General features: G+C 72.7%; 17 protein-coding genes. 15 read left to right on the top strand and 2 right to left on the bottom strand.

Annotated elements, in window-relative coordinates; all coding sequences use genetic code 11:
• Nucleotides 1-38 precede the first annotated feature (38 nt).
• From ftsW to ACWEQL_RS02740, 9 genes are all read left to right on the top strand, one after another.
• Nucleotides 39-1,424 carry a putative lipid II flippase FtsW gene (gene ftsW, locus ACWEQL_RS02700; protein ID WP_452148318.1) on the top strand — a complete coding sequence of 462 codons (1,386 nt, stop codon included), beginning with the start codon at nt 39-41 and terminating at the stop codon, nt 1,422-1,424.
• Between the two features lie 6 nt (nt 1,425-1,430).
• A complete protein-coding gene (gene murG, locus ACWEQL_RS02705; protein WP_452148319.1) occupies nt 1,431-2,537 on the top strand; it encodes an undecaprenyldiphospho-muramoylpentapeptide beta-N-acetylglucosaminyltransferase in 1,107 nt (368 codons plus the stop codon).
• Nucleotides 2,530-3,336 carry a cell division protein FtsQ/DivIB gene (locus ACWEQL_RS02710; protein WP_452148320.1) on the top strand — a complete coding sequence of 269 codons (807 nt, stop codon included), beginning with the start codon at nt 2,530-2,532 and terminating at the stop codon, nt 3,334-3,336. The genes murG and ACWEQL_RS02710 overlap by 8 nt, the downstream gene beginning before the upstream one ends.
• Before the next feature lie 413 nt (nt 3,337-3,749).
• A complete protein-coding gene (gene ftsZ / locus ACWEQL_RS02715; RefSeq protein WP_452148321.1) occupies nt 3,750-4,973 on the top strand; it encodes a cell division protein FtsZ in 1,224 nt (407 codons plus the stop codon).
• Nucleotides 4,970-5,701: a peptidoglycan editing factor PgeF gene (gene pgeF, locus ACWEQL_RS02720; protein WP_452148322.1), complete on the top strand. Its 732-nt coding sequence runs from the start codon at nt 4,970-4,972 to the stop codon at nt 5,699-5,701. Before ftsZ ends, pgeF begins: the two co-directional genes overlap by 4 nt.
• Nucleotides 5,701-6,489 (top strand): YggS family pyridoxal phosphate-dependent enzyme, encoded by a 789-nt coding sequence (locus ACWEQL_RS02725; RefSeq protein WP_452148323.1) that lies wholly within the window; start codon nt 5,701-5,703, stop codon nt 6,487-6,489. The genes pgeF and ACWEQL_RS02725 overlap by 1 nt, the downstream gene beginning before the upstream one ends.
• A gap of 323 nt (nt 6,490-6,812) precedes the next feature.
• On the top strand, nt 6,813-7,415 hold the full coding sequence (locus ACWEQL_RS02730; protein WP_452148324.1) for a cell division protein SepF: 603 nt from the start codon (nt 6,813-6,815) through the stop codon (nt 7,413-7,415).
• Between the two features lie 91 nt (nt 7,416-7,506).
• Nucleotides 7,507-7,788: a YggT family protein gene (locus ACWEQL_RS02735; RefSeq protein WP_452148325.1), complete on the top strand. Its 282-nt coding sequence runs from the start codon at nt 7,507-7,509 to the stop codon at nt 7,786-7,788.
• A 58-nt stretch (nt 7,789-7,846) separates the two neighbouring features.
• Nucleotides 7,847-9,178, top strand: coding sequence for a DivIVA domain-containing protein (locus ACWEQL_RS02740; RefSeq protein WP_452148326.1), 1,332 nt, complete (start codon nt 7,847-7,849; stop codon nt 9,176-9,178).
• A 147-nt stretch (nt 9,179-9,325) separates the two neighbouring features.
• Here ACWEQL_RS02740 and ileS read toward each other — a convergent pair whose 3' ends face one another.
• Nucleotides 9,326-12,454, bottom strand: coding sequence for an isoleucine--tRNA ligase (gene ileS, locus ACWEQL_RS02745; RefSeq protein WP_452148327.1), 3,129 nt, complete (start codon nt 12,452-12,454; stop codon nt 9,326-9,328).
• A gap of 596 nt (nt 12,455-13,050) precedes the next feature.
• Between ileS and ACWEQL_RS02750 the strand changes: the two genes are divergently transcribed.
• The 6 genes from ACWEQL_RS02750 (at nt 13,051) to ACWEQL_RS02775 (ending at nt 19,563) form a co-directional block, all read left to right on the top strand.
• Nucleotides 13,051-13,542 carry a TraR/DksA family transcriptional regulator gene (locus tag ACWEQL_RS02750; protein WP_452148328.1) on the top strand — a complete coding sequence of 164 codons (492 nt, stop codon included), beginning with the start codon at nt 13,051-13,053 and terminating at the stop codon, nt 13,540-13,542.
• Between the two features lie 152 nt (nt 13,543-13,694).
• Entirely contained in the window at nt 13,695-14,279 is a 585-nt protein-coding gene (gene lspA / locus ACWEQL_RS02755; protein ID WP_452148329.1) for a signal peptidase II, read from the top strand.
• A 66-nt stretch (nt 14,280-14,345) separates the two neighbouring features.
• Entirely contained in the window at nt 14,346-15,284 is a 939-nt protein-coding gene (locus tag ACWEQL_RS02760) for an RluA family pseudouridine synthase (RefSeq protein ID WP_452148330.1), read from the top strand.
• Entirely contained in the window at nt 15,284-15,742 is a 459-nt protein-coding gene (locus ACWEQL_RS02765; RefSeq protein WP_452148331.1) for a GNAT family N-acetyltransferase, read from the top strand. The genes ACWEQL_RS02760 and ACWEQL_RS02765 overlap by 1 nt, the downstream gene beginning before the upstream one ends.
• A 135-nt stretch (nt 15,743-15,877) precedes the next feature.
• Nucleotides 15,878-18,673, top strand: coding sequence for an alpha/beta fold hydrolase (locus ACWEQL_RS02770; RefSeq protein WP_452148332.1), 2,796 nt, complete (start codon nt 15,878-15,880; stop codon nt 18,671-18,673).
• Nucleotides 18,670-19,563, top strand: coding sequence for an ABC transporter permease (locus tag ACWEQL_RS02775; protein WP_452148333.1), 894 nt, complete (start codon nt 18,670-18,672; stop codon nt 19,561-19,563). The genes ACWEQL_RS02770 and ACWEQL_RS02775 overlap by 4 nt, the downstream gene beginning before the upstream one ends.
• Nucleotides 19,564-19,587: 24 nt before the next feature.
• On the opposite strand, the gene ACWEQL_RS02780 is transcribed toward ACWEQL_RS02775, so the two are convergent.
• Nucleotides 19,588-21,160 (bottom strand): alkaline phosphatase D family protein (locus tag ACWEQL_RS02780; protein ID WP_452148334.1); only part of this gene is annotated, 1,573 nt, incomplete at its 5' end.

The following is a 21,160-nucleotide window of genomic DNA, read 5'->3' on the forward strand; positions in this document are numbered from 1 at the left end:
CGTTTCTTCCGGATCGGCCCGGGGGCGAGCGGCCCCGGATGAAGGGAACTGCGGTGGCGGGGTCTGGCAGGGGTGTTTCCGGCGCGCCGGAAAAGGAGGGGTCCCAGCCGCTGAGACTGATCTCGGCCACCACGACGGCGTACCAGTCGGCCGGTCCGGTGGTCCGGGCCCGGGCGTTCCGCGCCCGGGTGCGGTACACCCTGGACCGGCCGCTGACGCCGTACTACCTGATCATGGGCTCGGCGCTGCTGCTGGTGGTGCTCGGCCTGGTGATGGTCTCCTCGTCCTCCCAGATCCTGGCGCTCAGCCAGCACCACTCCACCCAGTACTACTTCTTCAAGCAGCTGGTCGCCGCGATGCTCGGCGGCGTCCTGCTGATCTCCTTCGCCGCCGTCCCGGTGGCCGTGCTGCGGGTGATCGTCTACCCGCTGCTGCTCGGGGTGATCGGGGCCCTGGTGCTGGTCGCCGTGCCCGGGATCGGCGTGGAGGTCAACGGCAACCGGAACTGGCTGGATTTCGGCTTCTTCCAGTTCCAGCCGGCCGAGTTCGCCAAGCTCGCGCTGCTGCTCTGGGGCGCGGACCTGCTCGCCCGCAAGCAGCGCACCGGGATGCTCGACCAGTGGAAGCACCTGCTGGTGCCGCTGGTGCCGGGCGCGCTGCTGCTGCTGGCCCTGATCATGCTCGGCGGGGACATGGGCACCGCGATGATCCTGGTCGCGGTGCTGTTCGGGCTGCTCTGGATGGTCGGCGCCCCGCTGCGGCTGTTCGTCGCCACCCTGGGCGTGGCCGTCGTGGTCTGCACCGCGCTGGTGGTCACCGTCCCGCACCGCGCCGAGCGGCTCTCCTGCATCGGGGTCACCAAGCTCGACTCCGCCGGCACCTGTTTCCAGGCCCTGCACGGCGTCTACTCGTTCGCCCTCGGCGGACCGCTCGGATCCGGACTCGGCGCCGGGGTGGAGAAATGGGGCCAGCTCCCCGAGGCGCACACCGACTTCATCTTCGCCGCGACCGGTGAGGAACTCGGACTGGTGGGGACGCTGTCGGTGATCGGTCTCTTCGCGGCACTAGGCTACGCGGGTATCCGTGTGGCCATCGGTACGAGGGACCCCTTCGTCAGGTACGCCGCGGGAGCCGCCACCACCTGGATCATGGCGCAGGCCATGGTCAACCTGGGGTCGGCACTGGGACTGCTGCCCATCGCGGGCGTCCCGCTCCCGCTGTTCTCCTACGGCGGTTCCGCCATGCTGTCGGCCATGAGCGCGGTCGGGGTACTGCTCTGCTTCGCACGCAGCAACCCGGGCGCGAAGGCGGCCCTGGCCGCCCGGAGCAAGAACTCCCGGTTCAGGACACGACTGGCCCGGGTGCTGCCACGACGACGAACCACAGCGCGCCAGGCCCCCGGGCCGGCCCGCAGGGAGCGGTGAATTTCGGTGCATGTCGTACTCGCCGGCGGGGGGACCGCCGGTCACATCGAGCCGGCCATGGCGCTCGCGGACGCCCTCCGCAGGCACGACCCGTCCGTCGGGATCACCGCCCTGGGCACCGAGCGCGGCCTGGAGACCCGGCTGGTGCCCGAGCGCGGCTACCAGCTGGAGCTGATCCCGGCCGTCCCGCTGCCCCGCAAGCCCACCCCCGAGCTGATCACCGTCCCGGGCCGGCTGCGCGGCACCGTCCGCGCCGCCCAGGAGATCATCGAGCGGGTCAACGCGGACGTCGTGGTCGGCTTCGGCGGCTACGTGGCCATGCCGGCCTACCTGGCCGCCAAGCGGGCCGGTGTGCCGATCGTGGTGCACGAGGCCAACGCCCGCCCCGGCCTGGCCAACAAGATCGGCGCCCGGTACAGCGACTTCGTCGCGGTCTCCACCCCGGACAGCAAGCTGCGGGACTCCCGGTACATCGGCATCCCGCTGCGCCGCACCATCGCCACCCTGGACCGCAACGCGGCCCGCCCGGAGGCCCGCCAGTACTTCGGCCTCGACCAGCGGCTGCCCACCCTGCTGGTCTCCGGCGGCTCGCAGGGCGCCCGGCGCCTCAACGAGACCGTCCAGACCATCGCGCCCCGGCTCCAGCAGTACGGCGTGCAGATCCTGCACGCGGTCGGCCCCAAGAACGAGCTGCCGCAGGTCGACGACATCCCCGGGATGCCGCCGTACCGCCCGGTCCCGTACGTGGACCGGATGGACCTCGCGTACGCCGCCGCGGACCTGATGCTGTGCCGGGCCGGTGCCATGACGGTGGCCGAGCTCGCGGCGGTCGGGCTGCCCGCCGCGTTCGTGCCGCTGCCGATCGGCAACGGCGAGCAGCGGCTGAACGCCCAGCCGATGGTGAAGGCCGGCGGCGGTCTGCTGGTGGACGACGCCGACCTGACCCCGGACTGGGTGCTGCAGAACGTGCTGCCGGTGCTCACCGACCCGCAGCGGCTCTGGGACATGAGCCGGGCGGCGGCCGAGTTCGGCCGCCGGGACGCCGACGACCTGCTGGTCGGCATGGTGTACGAGGCGATCGAGGCATCCAGGGGCGGCCGCCGTCGTGGCTGACCGCCGGCTCGCCGCCGACCCGCCCCCGGCCGTCGGCCGGGGGCGTCGCCGGGAGGAGGACGGGTTCGGGGACGAGGAACACGCCCCCCGGCTGCGTCTCTCCCGGCGGGGCGTCGTGGTGCTCGGCGGGTTCGGCGCCACCGTGCTCGGCGTGCTGGCCTGGCTGGTCTTCCTCTCCTCGGCGCTGGACGTGCGCAGCGTCGCGGTGCAGGGCGCCCCGGACGACCGGCTGACGGCCGACCAGGTCCGGACGGCGATCGGCGGGCTCGGCGAGGGCCCGCTGGCCCGGGTGGACCTCGAGGAGGCCGAGCGGCGGGTGGAGGCGATCCCGCGGGTGGCCCGGGCCGAGGTCTGGCGGGGCTGGCCGCACACCCTCCGGGTCAAGATCACCCAGCGGACCGCGGTGGCCGCGGTCAAGGGCGAGGACGGGCTGTTCGCGCAGGTCGACGCGGGCGGGGTGAGCTTCGCCACCGAACCGTCGCCGCCGGCGGGGGTGCCGGTGGTCGAGCTGCGACTCAGTCAGCAGGCGAACGAAGTCGCCGAGGTGATCACCCGCCCCCAGCTGGTGCAGGCGGCGGTCCGGGTGGCCGCCGGCCTGCCGGCCGAGGTGGGCCGGCGCGCGGGCGCGGTGCTCGTGCATTCGTACGACGACATCCGGCTGCAGCTCGACGGGGGTGTCACCGTCCGCTGGGGGAGCGCGGAGAACACCGATCGAAAAGCGCGGGTCCTGGTGGCGCTGCTGCGTCAGAAGGGTACGAACTTCGACGTGAGTGCACCGGACGCGCCTGCGGTGTCCTGATGATCCGGTAGGTTCTGTCCCACAGGGGTGCGCGCGGAGCGCGTCGTCGAATTGGCGACGGCGGGTGACGGGTGGGCTTGACGCGATTCCACGTCGGCCCGACCCTTGGTGGTCACCCCGGTTTCATCGGCCGGCCGATGATCACATAGGCTCAAAAGAAAAAGGGAAGCTCGGCGTGTTCGTTGAAACACGAGCCCGGCGCCACCTAGTGTCCTGTGTCACCAGACTGTGTTTCACGGTGATGTGACAGAGGCACAGCATTAACCCTAAACGTCAAGTTTAGGGTTGGGGTCGGCGGTAGGCATTTCGGACATTCAGTCAGGAACCAGGCTCCCCACCCATCGACATCCGTCGGTCCGTAGCCCCACCGGGCGCAGGGCCGACCCGGAAATTCGAGGCGAGAGGCCTTCGACGTGGCAGCACCGCAGAACTACCTCGCAGTCATCAAGGTCGTCGGAATCGGCGGCGGTGGTGTCAACGCCATCAACCGGATGATCGAGGTCGGTCTCAAGGGCGTCGAGTTCATCGCGATCAACACCGATGCGCAGGCCCTCCTGATGAGCGACGCCGACGTCAAGCTCGATGTGGGCCGTGAACTCACCCGGGGCCTCGGCGCCGGCGCCAATCCGGAGGTCGGCCGCAAGGCCGCCGAGGACCACCGCGAGGAGATCGAGGAGGTCCTCAAGGGGGCCGACATGGTCTTCGTCACCGCCGGCGAGGGTGGTGGCACCGGCACGGGCGGCGCGCCGGTGGTCGCCAACATCGCCCGCTCGCTGGGCGCGCTCACCATCGGCGTGGTCACCCGGCCCTTCACCTTCGAGGGGCGCCGGCGGGCCAACCAGGCCGAGGACGGCATCGCCAGCCTGCGCGAAGAGGTCGACACCCTCATCGTGATCCCCAACGACCGGCTGCTGTCCATCTCGGACCGCCAGGTCAGCGTGCTGGACGCGTTCCGCTCCGCCGACCAGGTGCTGCTCTCCGGTGTCCAGGGCATCACCGACCTGATCACCACCCCCGGTCTGATCAACCTCGACTTCGCCGACGTGAAGTCGGTCATGTCGGACGCCGGCTCGGCGCTCATGGGCATCGGCTCGGCCCGCGGCGAGGACCGGGCCAAGGCGGCCGCGGTGATGGCGATCTCCTCGCCGCTGCTGGAGGCCTCCATCGACGGCGCCCGCGGCGTGCTGCTGTCCATCTCCGGCGGTTCGGACCTCGGCCTGTTCGAGATCAACGAGTCCGCCCAGCTGGTCAGCGAGGCCGCGCATCCCGAGGCGAACATCATCTTCGGTGCGGTCATCGACGACGCGCTCGGCGACGAGGTCCGGGTCACCGTGATCGCCGCCGGCTTCGACGGCGGCCAGCCGCCGGCCATCGTCCGCGAGCCGGTGGTCAAGGCGAGCCCGGCCCCGGCCACCCCGGCGGCCGCCCCCGAGCGTCCGGCCACCCGGCCCTCGTACGGGAGCATCGGCTCGGTGACCTCCCGCTCGGACGGCGAGGGCGGCCCGGCCGCGTCGCGCCCGGCCGAGACCCCGGCCACCGCGACCACCGCCCCGGTGCCGCCGCAGGTGCAGCCGGTCCGCCAGCCGTTCGTGGAGAGCCCCGCCGAGGAGCTCGACGTCCCGGATTTCCTTAAGTGACCGATCGCACGGTCCGCAACGGTGCTCACTTCGCCTTCACCGACCGGTGGGGCGGGGTGAGCACTTCGCCGTACGGGGAGCTGAACCTCGGCGGCGCGGTGGGGGACGACCCGCGGGCCGTCCGGGAGAACCGGGCGATCGCCGCGCGGTCGCTGGGGCTGGCCCCGGCGGACGTGGTCTGGATGAACCAGGTGCACGGCGCGGACGTGTCCGTCGTGACGGCCCGCCAGCCGGACGGGCAGGCCCCGACGGTGGACGCGGTCGTCACCGACCGCCCGCTGGCGCTGGCGGTGCTGACCGCGGACTGCACCCCGGTGCTGCTGGCCGACCCGGTCGCGGGCGTCGTCGGCGCGGCCCACGCGGGCCGGCCGGGGCTGGCCGCCGGAGTGGTGCCCGCGGTGGTCCGGGCGATGACGGAGCTCGGCGCCGAGCCGGGACGGATCACCGCCGCCACCGGTCCCGCCGTCTGCGGCCGCTGCTACGAGGTGCCGGCGCGGCTGCGCGCCGAGGTCGCCGAGACGGTGCCGGCCGCGTACGCCGAGACCTCCTGGGGGACCCCGGCCCTGGACGTGCCGGCGGGCGTGGCGGCGCAGCTGGCCGCCGCGGGTGTCACCGAGCTGGTGCGGTCATCCGTCTGCACCCTCGAATCCGCCGATCACTTCTCCTACCGCCGTGAGCAGCGCACGGGCCGGCTCGCGAGCTACGTCTGGTTGGGCTCTGAACTCTGATGACGAACGACATCTACGGACCGTTCCCGGGCAGCGCCGAATTCTCCGCGGGGCTGTCGGAGGGCCAGCGGGCCCGGTTCGAGGAACTGGGCACCAACCTGGAGGTGGTCGAGCGCCGGATCGCCGACGCCTGCGCGGCGGCCGGCCGCCCCCGCGAGGAGGTCCGGCTGGTGGTGGTCACCAAGACCTACCCGGCCGAGGACACCGCGCTGCTCGCCGCGCTGGGGGTGACCGACGTCGCGGAGAACCGGGACCAGGACGCCGCGCCCAAGGCCGAGCTGTGCAGAAACCTTCCGCTGGACTGGCACTTCGTCGGCCAGTTGCAGACCAACAAGGTCCGTTCGGTCGTCCGGTACGCGAACCACGTGCACTCGGTGGACCGGGCCCGGCTGGTGGAGTCACTGTCGGCGGCCGTGCTCAAGGCGCAGCGCCCGGAGCTGGGCTGCCTGGTGCAGGTCGCCCTGGACAAGGAGCACGGCGAGGGCGAGCACCGCGCGGGGGTGGCGCCGGAGGACGTCGGGGCGCTGGCGGACGCGATCGCGGCGGCGCCGGGACTGCGGCTGGACGGCCTGATGACGGTGGCCCCGCTGGCGGGTCCGCTGGCCGGCGATCCGGCCCGCGCCTTCGGGCGGCTGGCGGAAATCGCAACCGCCGTACGGGCGGCCCATCCCGGTGCCACCATGGTCTCCGCAGGGATGAGCGGGGACCTGGAGCAGGCCGTGGCCGCCGGGGCGACACACGTGCGCGTCGGAACGGCGGTACTCGGAGTGCGGTCACCCCTCAGGTAACGTCACCGGGTAGTAGATCAGACTGCAGGACAAAATAGGACATAACCTAGCAGCTTTTCAGAGCGCTAGCGAGACCGTGGATCGCAACTCCGCGGGTCCCCACCCCGACCTCTGACCGGCCGTCGGCCTGACGGGTCGCCATGGCCGGAAGGTCGCCGGGGTGCGGTGCCGCGGAGTCCGCAGGCAGGGCCCGTACGGCCAGGCCGCCGACGGCGGAGCCGGTCCACCACGGAGCGGGCGGAGCGAGCGACCATCGAAGGCGCGCGTTCGCGAAGCGACCACCGGGCCACGGCGCGGTGGGCATGAGCGGAGGAGACAGGAGCATGGCCGGCGCAATGCGCAAGATGGCGGTCTACCTCGGCCTCGTGGAGGACGAGACGTACGACGGCCAGGGGTACGACCCCGACGACGACTACGACGCGGACCCCGAGCCGATCCGTACCGGGCGGACGGAGGACATCCCCCGGCCGGCCGCCCCGGCGCCCGCCCCGGTCGCCCCGATCACGCCGCAGCCGGTGCCGGCCGCGGTGCCGATCCGCCAGGAGACCCCGCGGATGGCCCCAGTGTCGTCCATCACACCCGACCGCCGCCACAATCTGGAGAAGAGCGCCCCGGTGATCATGCCCAAGGTAGTGAACGAGCGCGAGCCCTACCGCATCACCACACTGCACCCCCGGACCTACAACGAGGCCCGTACCATCGGGGAACAGTTCCGCGGCGGGACCCCTGTGATCATGAATCTGACCGAGATGGACGACACGGACGCCAAGCGGCTCGTAGACTTCGCCGCTGGACTCGTCTTCGGTCTGCACGGCAGCATTGAGCGCGTGACGCAGAAGGTGTTCCTGCTGTCGCCTGCTAACGTCGATGTCACGGCGGAGGACAAGGCTCGGATCGCCGAGGGTGGGTTCTTCAACCAGAGCTGACCCGGCCACGACTTTACGTGTGGATCTGATCGACAGTGTGTAACGACAGGCGAAGGCTTGATGGCCCGAGGGCCGGGGAGAGGGAAGCGCGATGGGGATCGTGTGGACGGTGCTCTACTGGGCGCTGACCGTCTTCCTGGTGTTCCTGCTCGTGCGACTGGTCATGGACTGGGTCTTCCAGTTCGCGCGTTCCTGGCAGCCCGGCAAGGCCATGGTTGTGGTCCTCGAAGCCACGTACACTGTCACGGATCCGCCGCTCAAGCTTCTTCGGCGGTTCATCCCGCCGTTGCGTCTCGGGGGCGTGGCGCTCGACCTGTCCTTCTTCGTACTGATGATCATTGTGTATGTCCTGATCTCGCTTGTGCGGCCCTAGTCGTAGTCAGCGATGCGACAGGATGCCGGTGTGCCGACGATCACGTTGAGGTGAAGAGATGCCATTGACCCCCGAGGACGTTCGGAACAAGCAGTTCACGACCGTCCGCCTGCGCGAAGGCTATGACGAGGACGAGGTCGATGCCTTCCTCGACGAGGTCGAAGCCGAGCTGACCCGACTGCTCCGCGAGAACGAGGACCTGCGCGCCAAGCTGGCCGCCGCGACCCGTGCCGCCGCGCAGAACCAGGCCAACATGCGCAAGGAGCCGCCGCAGGACTCGCGTCCCGGCGCGCCCGTGCCGGCCGCCATATCCGGCCCGCCGGTCCCCGGCCAGCAGGGCCCCGGTGGCCCGCAGCAGATGGGTGGCCCCGGCGGCCCGCAGCAGATGGGCCCGCCCCAGCAGCAGATGGGCAACCAGCCCCTCGGCCTGCCCTCCGGCGCCCCGCAGCTGCCGGCCGGTCAGGGCGGCCCCATGGGCGGCCCGCAGCAGATGAACCAGACCATGGGCGGCCAGCAGCAGCTGGTCCAGCCGATGGGCGGTCAGATGCTCCAGCCGATGGGCGGCCCCGGCGGCCCGCAGGGCATGGGCAACCCCATGGGCCAGGGCATGGGCCAGCAGCAGATGCAGCAGATGGGCGGCCCCATGGGCGGCCCGCAGCAGATGGGCGGCCCGCTGGGCGGCCCCATGCAGCCGCCGCCGCAGCAGCAGCAGGGTCCCGGTGGCGACAGCGCCGCCCGCGTTCTGGCGCTCGCCCAGCAGACCGCCGACCAGGCGATCTCCGAGGCGCGTTCCGAGGCCAACAAGATCGTCGGCGAGGCCCGCAGCCGCGCCGAGGGCCTGGAGCGGGACGCCCGCGCCAAGGCCGACGCCCTGGAGCGGGACGCGCAGGAGAAGCACCGCGTCGCGATGGGCTCGCTGGAGTCCGCCCGGGCCACGCTGGAGCGCAAGGTCGAGGACCTGCGGGCGTTCGAGCGTGAGTACCGGACGCGTCTGAAGTCGTACCTGGAGACCCAGCTGCGCCAGCTGGAGTCGCAGGCGGACGACTCGCTCGCCCCGCCGCGCATCCCGGCCACCGCCTCGCTGCCGCCGGCCGCGTCGTCGATGGCCCCGGCGGGCGCGTCCGCGATGAGCGGGGGTGCTCCGAGCTTCGGCGGCAACCAGCCGTCCTTCGGTGGCAACCAGCCCTCGTTCGGCGGGCAGAGCGCGTTCGGCGGCAGCGGTGCCCCGAGCTTCGGCGGCCCGTCGGCCGGCGGTCCCTCCGCCCCGCAGATGCAGCCGGCCGGGATGACCCAGCCGATGGCGGCGGTCCGTCCGCAGCCCCCGCAGCCGATGCAGCAGGCCCCGGCGCCGATGCGTGGCTTCCTCATCGACGAGGACGGCGACAACTAGGCGGTACGCGGTACATCGAGGGCGCCCCCTCCGTGACCTGACGGTCATGGCGGGGGCGCCCTCGTTCCGTGTCCCGGTCCGCGGCGGACGCGGGAACGGCGCAGCCGCCGCCACCCGGGGGTGGCGGCGGCTGCGGTGCGCGTGCGGTCAGGCCTTGCGCAGCTGGAAGGCCAGGCCCAGGGACTCGTCCGAGAAGGTCTCGGAGGTCCAGTCGGCGGCGCCGGCCGCGAAGTCGGTGGCCAGCACCTCCTCGGCGACCAGCGGGCCGTGCTCGGCGATCGCCTCGGCGGTCTCCTCGCTGGTGGCGCGCCAGCGCAGCACGATCCGGTCGGCCACGTCCAGGCCGGAGTTCTTCCGGGCCTCCTGGATCTGGCGGATCGCGTCACGGGCGACGCCCAGCCGCTTGAGCTCCGGGGTGATGGCCAGGTCCAGCGCCACGGTGGCGCCGGACTCGTTGGCGACCGCCCAGCCCTCGCGCGGGGTCTCGGTGATGATCACCTCGTCCGGGCCCAGCTCCACGCGCTCGCCGTCCAGCTCCACCGAGGTGGCGCCGTCGGCGCGCAGCTCGGCGGCGAGCCGGGCCGCGTCGGCGGCGGCGACCGCCTTGGCGACCTCCTGCACGCCCTTGCCGAAGCGCTTGCCCAGGGCGCGGAAGTTCGCCTTGGCGCTGGTGTCGACCAGCGAACCGCCCACCTCGGCGAGCGACTCCAGGGTGGAGACGTTGAGCTCCTCGGCGATCTGCGCCCGCAGGTCGGCCGGCAGCTCCTCCCAGCCCTGGGCCGCGACCAGCGCCCGGGAGAGCGGCTGACGGGTCTTCACGCCCGACTCGGCGCGGGTGGCCCGGCCGAGCTCGACCAGGCGGCGCACCAGCGCCATGTGCCGGGACAGGTCGGCGTCGACCAGCGTCTCGTCCGCCTGGGGCCAGGTGGCCAGGTGGACCGAGAGCGGGGCGTCCGGGGTGACCGGGACGACCAGGTCCTGCCAGACCCGCTCGGTGATGAACGGGGTCAGCGGGGCCATCAGCCGGGTGACCGTCTCCAGCGCCTCGTGCAGGGTGGCCAGCGCGGCGGCGTCGCCCTGCCAGAAACGGCGGCGGCCGCGGCGGACGTACCAGTTGGAGAGGTCGTCGACGAAGGCGGACAGCAGCTTGCCGGCCCGCTGGGTGTCGTACGCCTCCAGGGCCGTGTCCACCTCGCGGACCAGGGTGTTCAGCTCGGAGAGCACCCAGCGGTCCAGCTGCGGACGCATCGCCGGGGCCGGGTCGGACGCGGAGGGCGCCCAGCCGGTGGTGCGGGCGTACAGGGCCTGGAAGGCGACGGTGTTCCAGTAGGTGAGGAGGGTCTTGCGGACCACCTCCTGGATGGTGCCGTGGCCGACCCGGCGGGCCGACCAGGGCGAGCCGCCGGCGGCCATGAACCAGCGGACCGCGTCGGCGCCGTGCTGGTCCATCAGCGGGATCGGCTGCAGGATGTTGCCCAGGTGCTTGGACATCTTGCGGCCGTCCTCGGCCAGGATGTGCCCCAGGCAGACCACGTTCTCGTACGAGTTCTTGTCGAACACCAGGGTGCCGACCGCCATCAGCGTGTAGAACCAGCCGCGGGTCTGGTCGATCGCCTCGGAGATGAACTGCGCCGGGTAGCGCTTCTCGAACAGCTCCTTGTTCCGGTACGGGTAGCCGTACTGGGCGAAGGGCATCGAGCCGGAGTCGTACCAGGCGTCGATGACCTCGGGCACGCGCACGGCGGTGCCGGAGCACTCGCGGCAGTCGAAGGTGACGTCGTCGATGAACGGGCGGTGCGGGTCCAGCTCGCTCTGGTCGGCGCCGGTGAGCTCGCCCAGCTCGGCCAGCGAGCCGACGCAGGTGAGGTGGCCCTCCTCGCAGCGCCAGATCGGCAGCGGGGTGCCCCAGTAGCGGTTGCGGCTGAGCGCCCAGTCGATGTTGTTGTTCAGCCAGTCGCCGAAGCGGCCGTGCTTGACCGTCTCCGGGTACCAGTTGGTGGCCTCGTTCTCGCGGATCAGCGCGTCCTTGACGGCGGTGGTCCGGATGTACCAGGACGGCTGCGCGTAGTAGAGCAGCGCGGTGTGGCAGCGCCAGCAGTGCGGGTAGCTGTGCTCGTACGGCAGGTGGCGGAAGAGCAGGTCGCGGGCCTTGAGGTCGGCGACCAGGGCCTCGTCGGCCTTCTTGAAGAACTGCCCGCCGACCAGCGGGACCTCGGGGGAGAAGGTGCCGTCGGCCAGCACCGGGTTGACCACCGGCAGGCCGTAGCGGCGGCAGGTCGCGAGGTCGTCGGCGCCGAAGGCCGGTGACTGGTGGACGATGCCGGTGCCGTCCTCGGTGGTGACGTAGTCGGCGTTGAGGACGTAGTGGGCGTCCTCGATCTCGACCAGGTCGAAGGGGCGGCGGTAGGCCCAGCGCTCCATCTCGGCGCCGGTGAAGGACTGCCCGGTGGGCTCCCACCCCTCGCCGAGGGCCTTGGCGAGCAGCGGCTCGGCGACCACCAGCTTCTCGGTGCCGTCGGTGGCCACCACGTAGGTGACCTCCGGGTGCACGGCGGCGGCGGTGTTGGAGACCAGGGTCCACGGGGTGGTCGTCCAGACCAGCAGCGCGGCCTCGCCGGCCAGCGGGCCGGAGGTCAGCGGGAAGCGGACGAAGACCGAGGGGTCGACCACGGTCTCGTAGCCCTGGGCCAGCTCGTGGTCGGACAGGCCGGTGCCGCAGCGCGGGCACCAGGGGGCGACCCGGTGGTCCTGGACCAGCAGGCCCTTGTCGAAGATCTGCTTCAGCGACCACCAGACCGACTCGATGTAGGAGGGGTCCATGGTCCGGTACGCCTCGTCGAGGTCGACCCAGTAGCCCATCCGCTCGGTGAGCTTGGCGAACTCGTCGGTGTGGCGGGTCACCGACTCGCGGCACCGGGCGTTGAACTCGGCGATGCCGTACGCCTCGATGTCCTGCTTGCCGGAGAAGCCGAGCTCCTTCTCGACGGCCAGCTCGACCGGCAGGCCGTGGCAGTCCCAGCCGGCCTTGCGGGCGACGTGGTAGCCCTTCATGGTCCGGTAGCGGGGGAAGACGTCCTTGAAGACGCGGGCCTCGATGTGGTGGGCGCCGGGCATGCCGTTGGCGGTGGGCGGGCCCTCGTAGAAGACCCACTCGGGACGGCCCTCGGACTGCTCCAGGCTGCGCCGGAACACCTTGTTGTCCTGCCAGAAGGACAGGATCGAGTGCTCCAGGGCCGGCAGGTCGACCTGGGCGGGGACGGAATTGTAGGTACGCATCGCGGGTGTCAGACCTCCGGCGGATGTGGACTGGATCCTCCGGAGGGACGAGACGGCAAGCCGCCCCGCGGTACCACCCTCCTTGACCGCCGGCGCGCCGGCGGACCTCTTGTTTGGGTTTGCTGCCGGGTCTAGTGGGCCTGCGGCCGTTCTTCCGGCGGCTCCGGGGTGATCTTCCCGCCGTGCACACCCCCGGGCTCCCACCGTCCCCGGGTCGCTGCTGGCTGCGTACTGCGGTACTCGTCCCATCTACGCCTTGCAGGCCCAGTGTATCGGCCGCCGCAAGTCGGATTTCCCCTGCGCGGACGGCGTGGTCAGGGGGTGGTTAGCGGGGGTTCCACGGGGCACAACCCTGTTCGGCGTGCGGCCCGGGTGGGTGGGACGGCTGCCCGAGTGGGATCATTATCGGGCGTCGGTATGTCATGTTGTGACCGGATTTGATGCGGATTATCGTTCCGGCACTGGAAGCCGCCGGGAACCGGCGGCTCGATTCGTTCGTAGATGGGGTCGAAGCCATGGCGCAGAAGGCAACCGGCGCGGGTACCGCCACCAAGCGGGCACGCAAGGCCGTGGCAGGCGATCCAGGGGAGGGGACCGTGACCACTACCGCACGGCACACGACCAGCACCGACAGCACCCGCGTGGCCGTCGTCGGCGAACCGCGGACCGGCGGCGGCGCCGAATCCGTCGATCCGGCCGAGCTGCCGGTCCGCCCGGGCGAGGACCCGTGGACCTCCGAGGAGGTGCACGAGCTGCACGCCGAGCTGATCGGCGAGCTGGACCGGCTCCAGGCCGAGATCGGGGCGGCCGAGGCGGCGATCACCGGGCTGATGCGCGACTCCAACGACGGGGCCGGCGACGACCAGGTGGACGCCGGTACGAAGAACATCTCGCGGGAGAGCGAGCTGGCGCTCGCCAACAACGCCCGCGACAGCCTCGCCCAGGCCGAGCGCGCGCTGGCCCGGCTGGAGGGCGTCGGCTTCGGCATCTGCGAGTCCTGCGGGCAGGCCATCGGCAAGGCCCGGATGCAGGCCTTCCCCCGGGCGACGCTCTGCGTCCAGTGCAAGGCCAAGCAGGAACGCCGCTGACCGCGACGACGCGGGGGGTCGGGCTTGCCGTACGCTCGACCCCGTAGCATCGGCAGACCTTCCCCCACCGTTCGCCCGGGGGACCTCCATCGGCAGCGGAGCGGATCATCAGTACGCCAGGTTCCCCCCAGACCAGGGACGAGTCCGTCCCGATGACCGCCGGCGCCGTGGAGGAGGCCGTGACCGAGTCCGCGGAGCCCGTCGAGGCCGCGGAGTCCCCGGCCGCGGAGCCGGCCAGGGGCCACCGCCGCATCGGGGTGCTGCTGGTCGTGGCGCTGGTCGCCTTCCTGGTCGACCTCGGCTCCAAGCTGCTGGTCGTCGCGGAGCTGGAGAACCGGCCGGCGATCAAGGTCATCGGCGAGGTGATGACCTTCCAGGTGATCCGCAACTCCGGCGCCGCCTTCGGCATGGGCCAGGCGCTCACCGTGGTCTTCACCATGATCGCGGCCGCCGTCATCGTGGTGATCTGGCGGATCGCCCGCAAGCTGTACAGCCTGCCCTGGGCGATCGCGCTCGGCCTGCTGCTCGGCGGGGCGCTCGGCAACCTCACCGACCGGGTCTTCCGCTCGCCGGGCGTCTTCCGCGGCCACGTGGTGGACTTCATCTCCGTCCAGCACTTCGCGGTCTTCAACCTCGCCGACTCCGCCATCGTCTGCGGCGGCGTCCTGGTCGTCCTGCTCTCCTTCAAGGGCAGCAACCCGGACGGCACCGTGCACCAGCAGGACAAGGGCGAGTAGCCCCGCGGGGACGGGCGGGCGGCGGGCGGTCCGGGACGGGCCCCGCCGTCCGGCATACTCGTACGGGTGAGTACCGCAGCGCAGATCCGCAGCCTCCCCGTACCCGACGGCCTGGAGGGCGAGCGCCTCGACGCCGCCCTGGCCCGGATGTTCGGCTTCTCCCGGACCAAGGCCGCCGAGCTGGCCGCCGACGGCAAGGTGACGCTCGACGGCGCCGTGGCCGGCAAGTCGGACCGGGTGACCGCAGGCTCCTGGCTGGAGGTCGAGATCCCGGCCCCCGCCGCGCCCGTACGGATCGTCGCCGAGCCGGTGGACGGCATGCGCATCATCCACGACGACGAGGACATCGTGCTCGTCGACAAGCCGGTCGGTGTCGCTGCCCACCCGAGCCCCGGCTGGACCGGCCCGACCGTCATCGGGGGCCTGGCCGCCGCCGGCTACCGCATCTCCACCTCGGGCGCCGCCGAGCGCCAGGGCATCGTGCACCGCCTGGACGTCGGCACCTCCGGCCTGATGGTGGTCGCCAAGTCCGAGCGCGCCTACACCGACCTGAAGCGCCAGTTCCACGACCGGGTGACCGAGAAGAAGTACCACACGCTGGTCCAGGGCCACCCCGACCCGATGAGCGGCACCGTGGACGCGCCGATCGGCCGCCACCCCAGCTCGGACTGGAAGTGGGCGGTCACCCGCGAGGGCAAGCCCTCGGTCACCCACTACGACCTGATCGAGGCCTACCGCGCGGCCTCGCTGCTGGACATCAAGCTGGAGACCGGCCGCACCCACCAGATCCGGGTGCACATGTCGGCGCTGCGCCACCCCTGCGTCGGTGACCTCACCTACGGCGCCGACCCGACGCTCGCCAAGCGGCTCGGGCTGACCCGGCAGTGGCTGCACGCGGTGTCGCTGGGCTTCGAGCACCCGGCGGACGGCGGCTGGGTGCAGTTCGGCAGCGAGTACCCGGCGGACCTGCGCAAGGCGTTGGACATCATCGCGGCGGAGAGCTGATGCCGCAGGTCATCCGGGTCGTCGAGACCGAGGAGGACCTCGCGCTGGTGCGCGCCGTCCGGCACGAGGTCTTCGTGGTCGAGCAGCGGGTGCCCGAGGAGCTGGAGTTCGACGAGCTCGACGCCACCTCGCTGCACCTGCTGGCGATCGACGCGGACGGCGCCGCGCTGGGCACCGGCCGGCTGATCCACGGGGATCGGGCGCTGGAGCTCACCGGCGTCGAGGGCCGGGTGCTGCTCGGCCGGCTCGCCGTACGGGCCGGGGCCCGGGGCACCGGGCTGGGAGCGGCGCTGGTCCGGGCGATCGAGCGGGCCGGGCGCGAGCACGGCGCCACCGAGCTGGAGCTGCACGCCCAGGTCCAGGCACTGGGCTTCTACGAGCGGCTCGGCTACACCGCCGAGGGGCCGGTCTACGACGACGCCGGGATCCCGCACCGGACGATGACCCGGGTGCTGTAGGGCCGCCCAGGGGCGCCTGTTCGTCGACGCCCTCCCCGGCACGGACGCGGGGGAGGGCGCCCGGGTGGTGGTCGCGCAGGTGGACAGGCGGTCTTTATCGAAGCCCTACCGGGCTCGCGGATAGGATCACTATCCATGGACTTCGGTGGGGTGTGGCGCCGCCTGCGCGGAAAACCCCGTGGCCGTCGGCTGCTCGCGGGAGCGGTGGCGCTGGCCGCGCTGCTCGGCGCGGGCGCGGTGGTGGCGGTCGCGGACGACGAGGGGCCGGCGGTCCGTCAGGAGGACCGCTTCCTCGCGATGCCGGAGACGCCCGGCAGTGACCGCACGGTCGACCTCGACACCTCCTTCTTCACCACCGGCAGCAGCCCGCGCCCGGCGATCCTGCTCGGGCACGGCTTCGGCGGCAGCAAGCAGGGCGAGCGCGAGCGGGCCGAGCAGCTGGCGCGCTCCGGCTACGCGGTGCTGACCTGGTCGGCGCGCGGCTTCGGGGACTCCGGCGGCCGGATCGGCCTCAACGCCCCGGACCGGGAGATCGCCGACGTCAAGCGGCTGGTCGACTGGCTGGCCCAGCGGCCCGAGGTCCGCCTCGACGCCCCCGGTGACCCCCGGGTGGGGATCACCGGCGCCTCGTACGGCGGCGGCGCGGCGCTGCTCGGATCCGCGTACGACCCGCGGATCGACGCGGTGGCCAGCCAGATCACCTGGTGGAACCTGGCCGACGCGCTGTTCCCGCAGGGGGTGAAGGGCTCGGGCGCGGCCGACGGGGTGTTCAAGAAGCTCTGGGCCGGGATCTTCTTCACCACCGGCTCGGCGGGCGACCTGGTCGCCTCCGGGGAGGAGCCGGCGCGGCCCGGCGAGGGACGGCGCGGTGAGCGCGAGGCCGACGAGCCGGTCGGCTGCGGACGCTTCCTGCCCGAGCTGTGCGCGATGTACGACCGGGTCGCCACCGCCGGGCACGCCGACCCGGAGGCCGTGGCGCTGCTCGAACGCTCCAGCCCGTCCTCGGTGGCCGGCCGGCTGAAGGTGCCCACCCTGGTCGTCCAGGGGCAGCAGGACTCGCTCTTCCCGCTCGACCAGGGCGACGCCATTGCCCGCGCGGTGGCCGCCAACGGCGCGCCGGTGGCGGTCGACTGGTTCGCCGGCGGGCACGACGGCGGGACGGACACCAGCGAGCGGGTCGAGGGCCGGGTGACCGCCTGGTTCGACACGTATCTCAAGGGCGAGGACGCCGACACCGGCCCGGCCTTCCGGGTCACCCGGACCGGCGGCGTCGACTCCACCGGCTTCCAGGCCGTGCTGCGCGGCGCCACCGCCACGAGCTACCCGGGCCTGGCCGGGACCGGCACCCGCGCGGTCGAGCTGACCGGCCGCGAGCAGGCCTTCGCCAACCCGCCCGGCGGCGCCCCGCCCAACATCTCCACGCTGCCCGGCATCGGCGGGCTCAGCCAGGCCTCCTCGCTCGGCGTCGGCCTGTCCCTGGACTTCCCCGGGCAGCACGCCGGCTTCGACTCCGCCCCGCTGGAGAGCGCCCTGCACCTGACCGGGCAGCCCACCGTGGCCGTCAAGGTCAAGGCCGACCGGCCGGACGCGGTGCTCTTCGCCAAGCTGTACGACCTCGGGCCGGACGGCAAGCAGATCCTGCCGCAGCAGCTGGTCGCCCCGCTGCGGGTCACCGGCGCCGACGCGCCCGACGGGCGGACGGTCACCGTGGTGCTGCCCGCCGTCGACCACACCTTCCCCGCCGGGCACCGGCTGCGCCTGGTCCTGGCGAGCACCGACCTCGCGTACGCCTCGCCGGCCGAGCCCGCCACCTACCGGGCCGCCCCGGCCGGGGCGCTCACCGCGCCGACCGTGGACGCGCTGGAGACCGAGGACGCGCCGCTGCCCGCCCGGACCTGGGTGCTGCCGCTGGTGGCGCTCGCGGTCGCGGCGGTGCTGGTGGCCGCGCCGCTGCGGCGCCGCCGCCGGCGGGGTACCGGACCGGCCTTCGACCCGGCGCTGGCCGAGGTCCCGCTGGTGATCGACGGGCTCAGCAAGCGCTACCGCGGCTCGGTCGACCGGTACGCGGTGCGCGACCTGGGGTTCCGGGTGGAGAAGGGCCAGGTGCTCGGGCTGCTCGGCCCCAACGGCGCCGGCAAGACCACCACGCTGCGGATGCTGATGGGCCTGATCCGGCCCGACGAGGGCGAGATCCGGGTGTTCGGGCACGCGGTGCGCCCCGGCGCGCCGGTGCTCTCCCGGGTCGGCTCCTTCGTCGAGGGCGCGGGCTTCCTGCCGCACCTCACCGGCCGGGCCAACCTGCGGCTGTACTGGCAGGCCACCGGCCGTCCGGAGGAGGACGCCCACCTGGACGAGGCGCTCGCCATCGCGAACCTCGGCGAGGCGCTGGACCGCGCGGTGCGCACCTACTCGCAGGGCATGCGGCAGCGCCTGGCCATCGCCCAGGCCATGCTCGGCCTGCCGGACCTGCTGATCCTCGACGAGCCGACCAACGGCCTCGACCCGCCGCAGATCCGCGAGATGCGCGAGGTGATGATCCGCTACGCCGCCGCCGGGAGGACCGTCATCGTCTCCAGCCACCTGCTGGCGGAGGTCGAGCAGAGCTGCACCGACCTGGTGGTGATGGACCGCGGCCGGCTGGTGACCACCGGCGCCGTCGCGGAGATCACCGGCGCCGGCGAGCTGCTGCTGATCGGCGTCGGCGCCCCGTACGGGGAGGCGGAGCTGGCGGCGGCCGCGGAGAAGACGGCCGCGCTGGCGGGCGTCGGCTCGGCGGAGGCGGTGGAGGGCGGGCTGCTGGTCCGCCTGGACGGCATGACGGCCAGCGCCCTGCTGGCCGAGCTGGTCCGGTGGGGCGTGCCGGTGGAACAGGCCGGCCCGCACCGCCGGCTGGAGGACGCGTTCCTGTCGCTGATCGGAGGTTCGGCGTGAGTGCCGCTGTCGACGTCGCGCCCGCCGGGGAGACCCCCGGGGGCGGATCGCCCGACCACGCCCCGGGCTACCGGGCCGGGCGGACCCTGCCGCTGCGGATCGAGGCGCTGCGCCAACTGCGGCGCCGGCGCACCCTGGTGATCGGCGGGGCGCTGGCGGCGATGCCGCTCCTGATCCTGGCCGCGTTCCAGATCGGCGGCACGCCGGACCGGCCGAACCGGACCACCTTCATCGAGCTGGCCACCGCCTCCGGCCTCAACTTCGCGACCACCATGCTCTTCATGGGCACCGGCTTCCTGCTGGTGATCCCGGTCGCGCTGTTCTGCGGCGACACGGTCGCCTCGGAGGCGAGCTGGTCCTCGCTGCGCTACCTGCTGGCCGCGCCGGTGCCCCGGGCCCGTCTGCTGGCCCGCAAGTTCGCGGTGGGGCTGGCGTTCTCGGCGGCGGCGATCGTGCTGCTGCCGGCCATCGGGCTGCTGGTCGGCACCGCCGCGTACGGCTGGGGCGACCTGAAGCTGCCGGCCGGGGTGAGCCTGCCGGCCTCGGTGGCGCTGCCCCGGCTGGCGATCGCGGTGGCCTTCGTCTTCCTGAGCGAACTGGTCATCGCCGCGCTGGCGTTCTGGCTCTCCACGGCGACCGACGCGCCGCTGGGCGCGGTGGGCGGCGCGGTGTTCGTCTCGATCGTCACCGGGGTGCTGGACGCCGTCACCGCGCTCGGCGACCTGCGCGCCTGGCTGCCCGCGCACTGGCAGTACTCCTGGGCGGACGCCCTGCAGCCGCGCCCCGAGTGGGGCGGCATGCTGCAGGGCGTCTCGCTCTCCTGCTCGTACGCGCTGGTGCTGCTGGCGCTGGCGTTCCGGGGCTTCGCCCGCAAGGACGTGGTGTCCTGAGGCGGGCGCGGCCCCGGCGCCGCGTCACTTCGCCGGCGTGTACACCCGCTCGATCCGCTGGCTGCCGGACGCCGTCCGGTAGGAGCGGGCCCACTTGCTGGTGGCGTCCTTGCGGGTCCGGTCGGAGAGGACGTAGTAGTCCATCTGCGTGTGGTCCGGGGTGATGTCCAGGACGCCGTAGCCGTGCGAGTCCAGGTCGATCCACTTGATGTGCGGGTTGGCCGCCTTGAGCGCGGTGGCCGCCGCCAGCGAGAGGGTCTGCGGGGCGACCTTGAGGATGTCGTCGATGTTGTCCGAGGTCACCGAGGTGACCACGAACTCGGTCGCGACGCTGCCCGACAGCGGGTAGGTGGCGGCCTCGTTCGGGACGTCCGCGGCCCACGCCGAGTGGATGTCACCGGTCAGGAAGACGGTGTTGCGGATGCCCTGCGACCTCAGGTGGCCGAGCAGCTCACGGCGGTCGTGGGTGTAGCCGTCCCACTGGTCGGTGTTGACGGCCAGGCCCTCCTCGGGCAGGCCGAGCAGCTTGGCCAGCGGACGCAGCAGGTAGGCCGGCAGCGACAGCAGGGCGACCGGCGAGATCATGACCTCGTTGCCGATCAGCTTCCAGGTGGTGTCGGAGGCCGTCAGGCCCGCCTTCAGCCAGTCCATCTGGGCGCGGCCGGTGAGGGTGCGGTCGGCCGAGTCGACGTCGCCGTCGCCGAACTTGACCTGCTGGGAGCGGAACGAGCGCTGGTCCATCAGGTGCAGGTCGGCCAGCTTGCCGTAGCGCAGGCGGCGGTAGGTGGTGCCGGCGATCGACGGGCGGACCGGCATCCACTCGAAGTAGGCCTGCTTGGCGACGGCCATCCGGGCCGACCAGTCGCCCTCGGCGCCCGGGGTGTGGTTCTCGGCGCCGCCGGACCAGGCGTCGTTGGCGAACTCGTGGTCGTCCCAGATCGCGATGGTCGGGACCTTCGCGTGCAGCGACTGCAGGTCCTCGTCCGTCTTGTACCGGCCGTGCCGGGTGCGGTAGTCGGCGAGGGTGGTGATCTCGTGGGCGGGGGCGTGCGGGCGCACCACGGAGCCGCGGGCGCAGAACTCGCCGCTCTTGTACTCGTAGATGTAGTCGCCGAGGAAGAGGAAGGCGTCCAGGTCGCCGCGGGCGGCGAGGTGACGGTACGCCGAGAAGTAGCCGGCCTCCCAGTTGGCGCAGGAGGCCACGCCGAAGCGCAGCCGGGAGAGCGTGGCGTCGGCGGCCGGGGTGGTGTGGGTGCGGCCGACCGGGGAGACGGTGGCGCCCGCGGTGAAGCGGTACCAGTAGGCGGTGTCCGGGGTGAGACCGCGGACGTCGGCCTTGACGGTGTGGTCGGAGGCCGCGGAGGCGGTCACCGTGCCGCTCGCCACGACGGTGGCGAAGTTCTTGTCGGCGGCGAGCTCCCAGCGCACCTCGGTGTCGGGGCCGGTGGCCGAGCCGGGGACGGCCTCGGGGGTGGGCGTCACCCGGGTCCAGAGCAGGATGCCGTCGGGCAGCGGGTCACCGGAGGCTATGCCGTGCAGGAACTGCGGGGCGGTCGCGGCGGCGGCCGGGGCGGCCGCGGCGAGCGGGAGGGCCGCC

The sequence above is a fragment of the Kitasatospora sp. NPDC004240 genome (genome assembly GCF_053603215.1).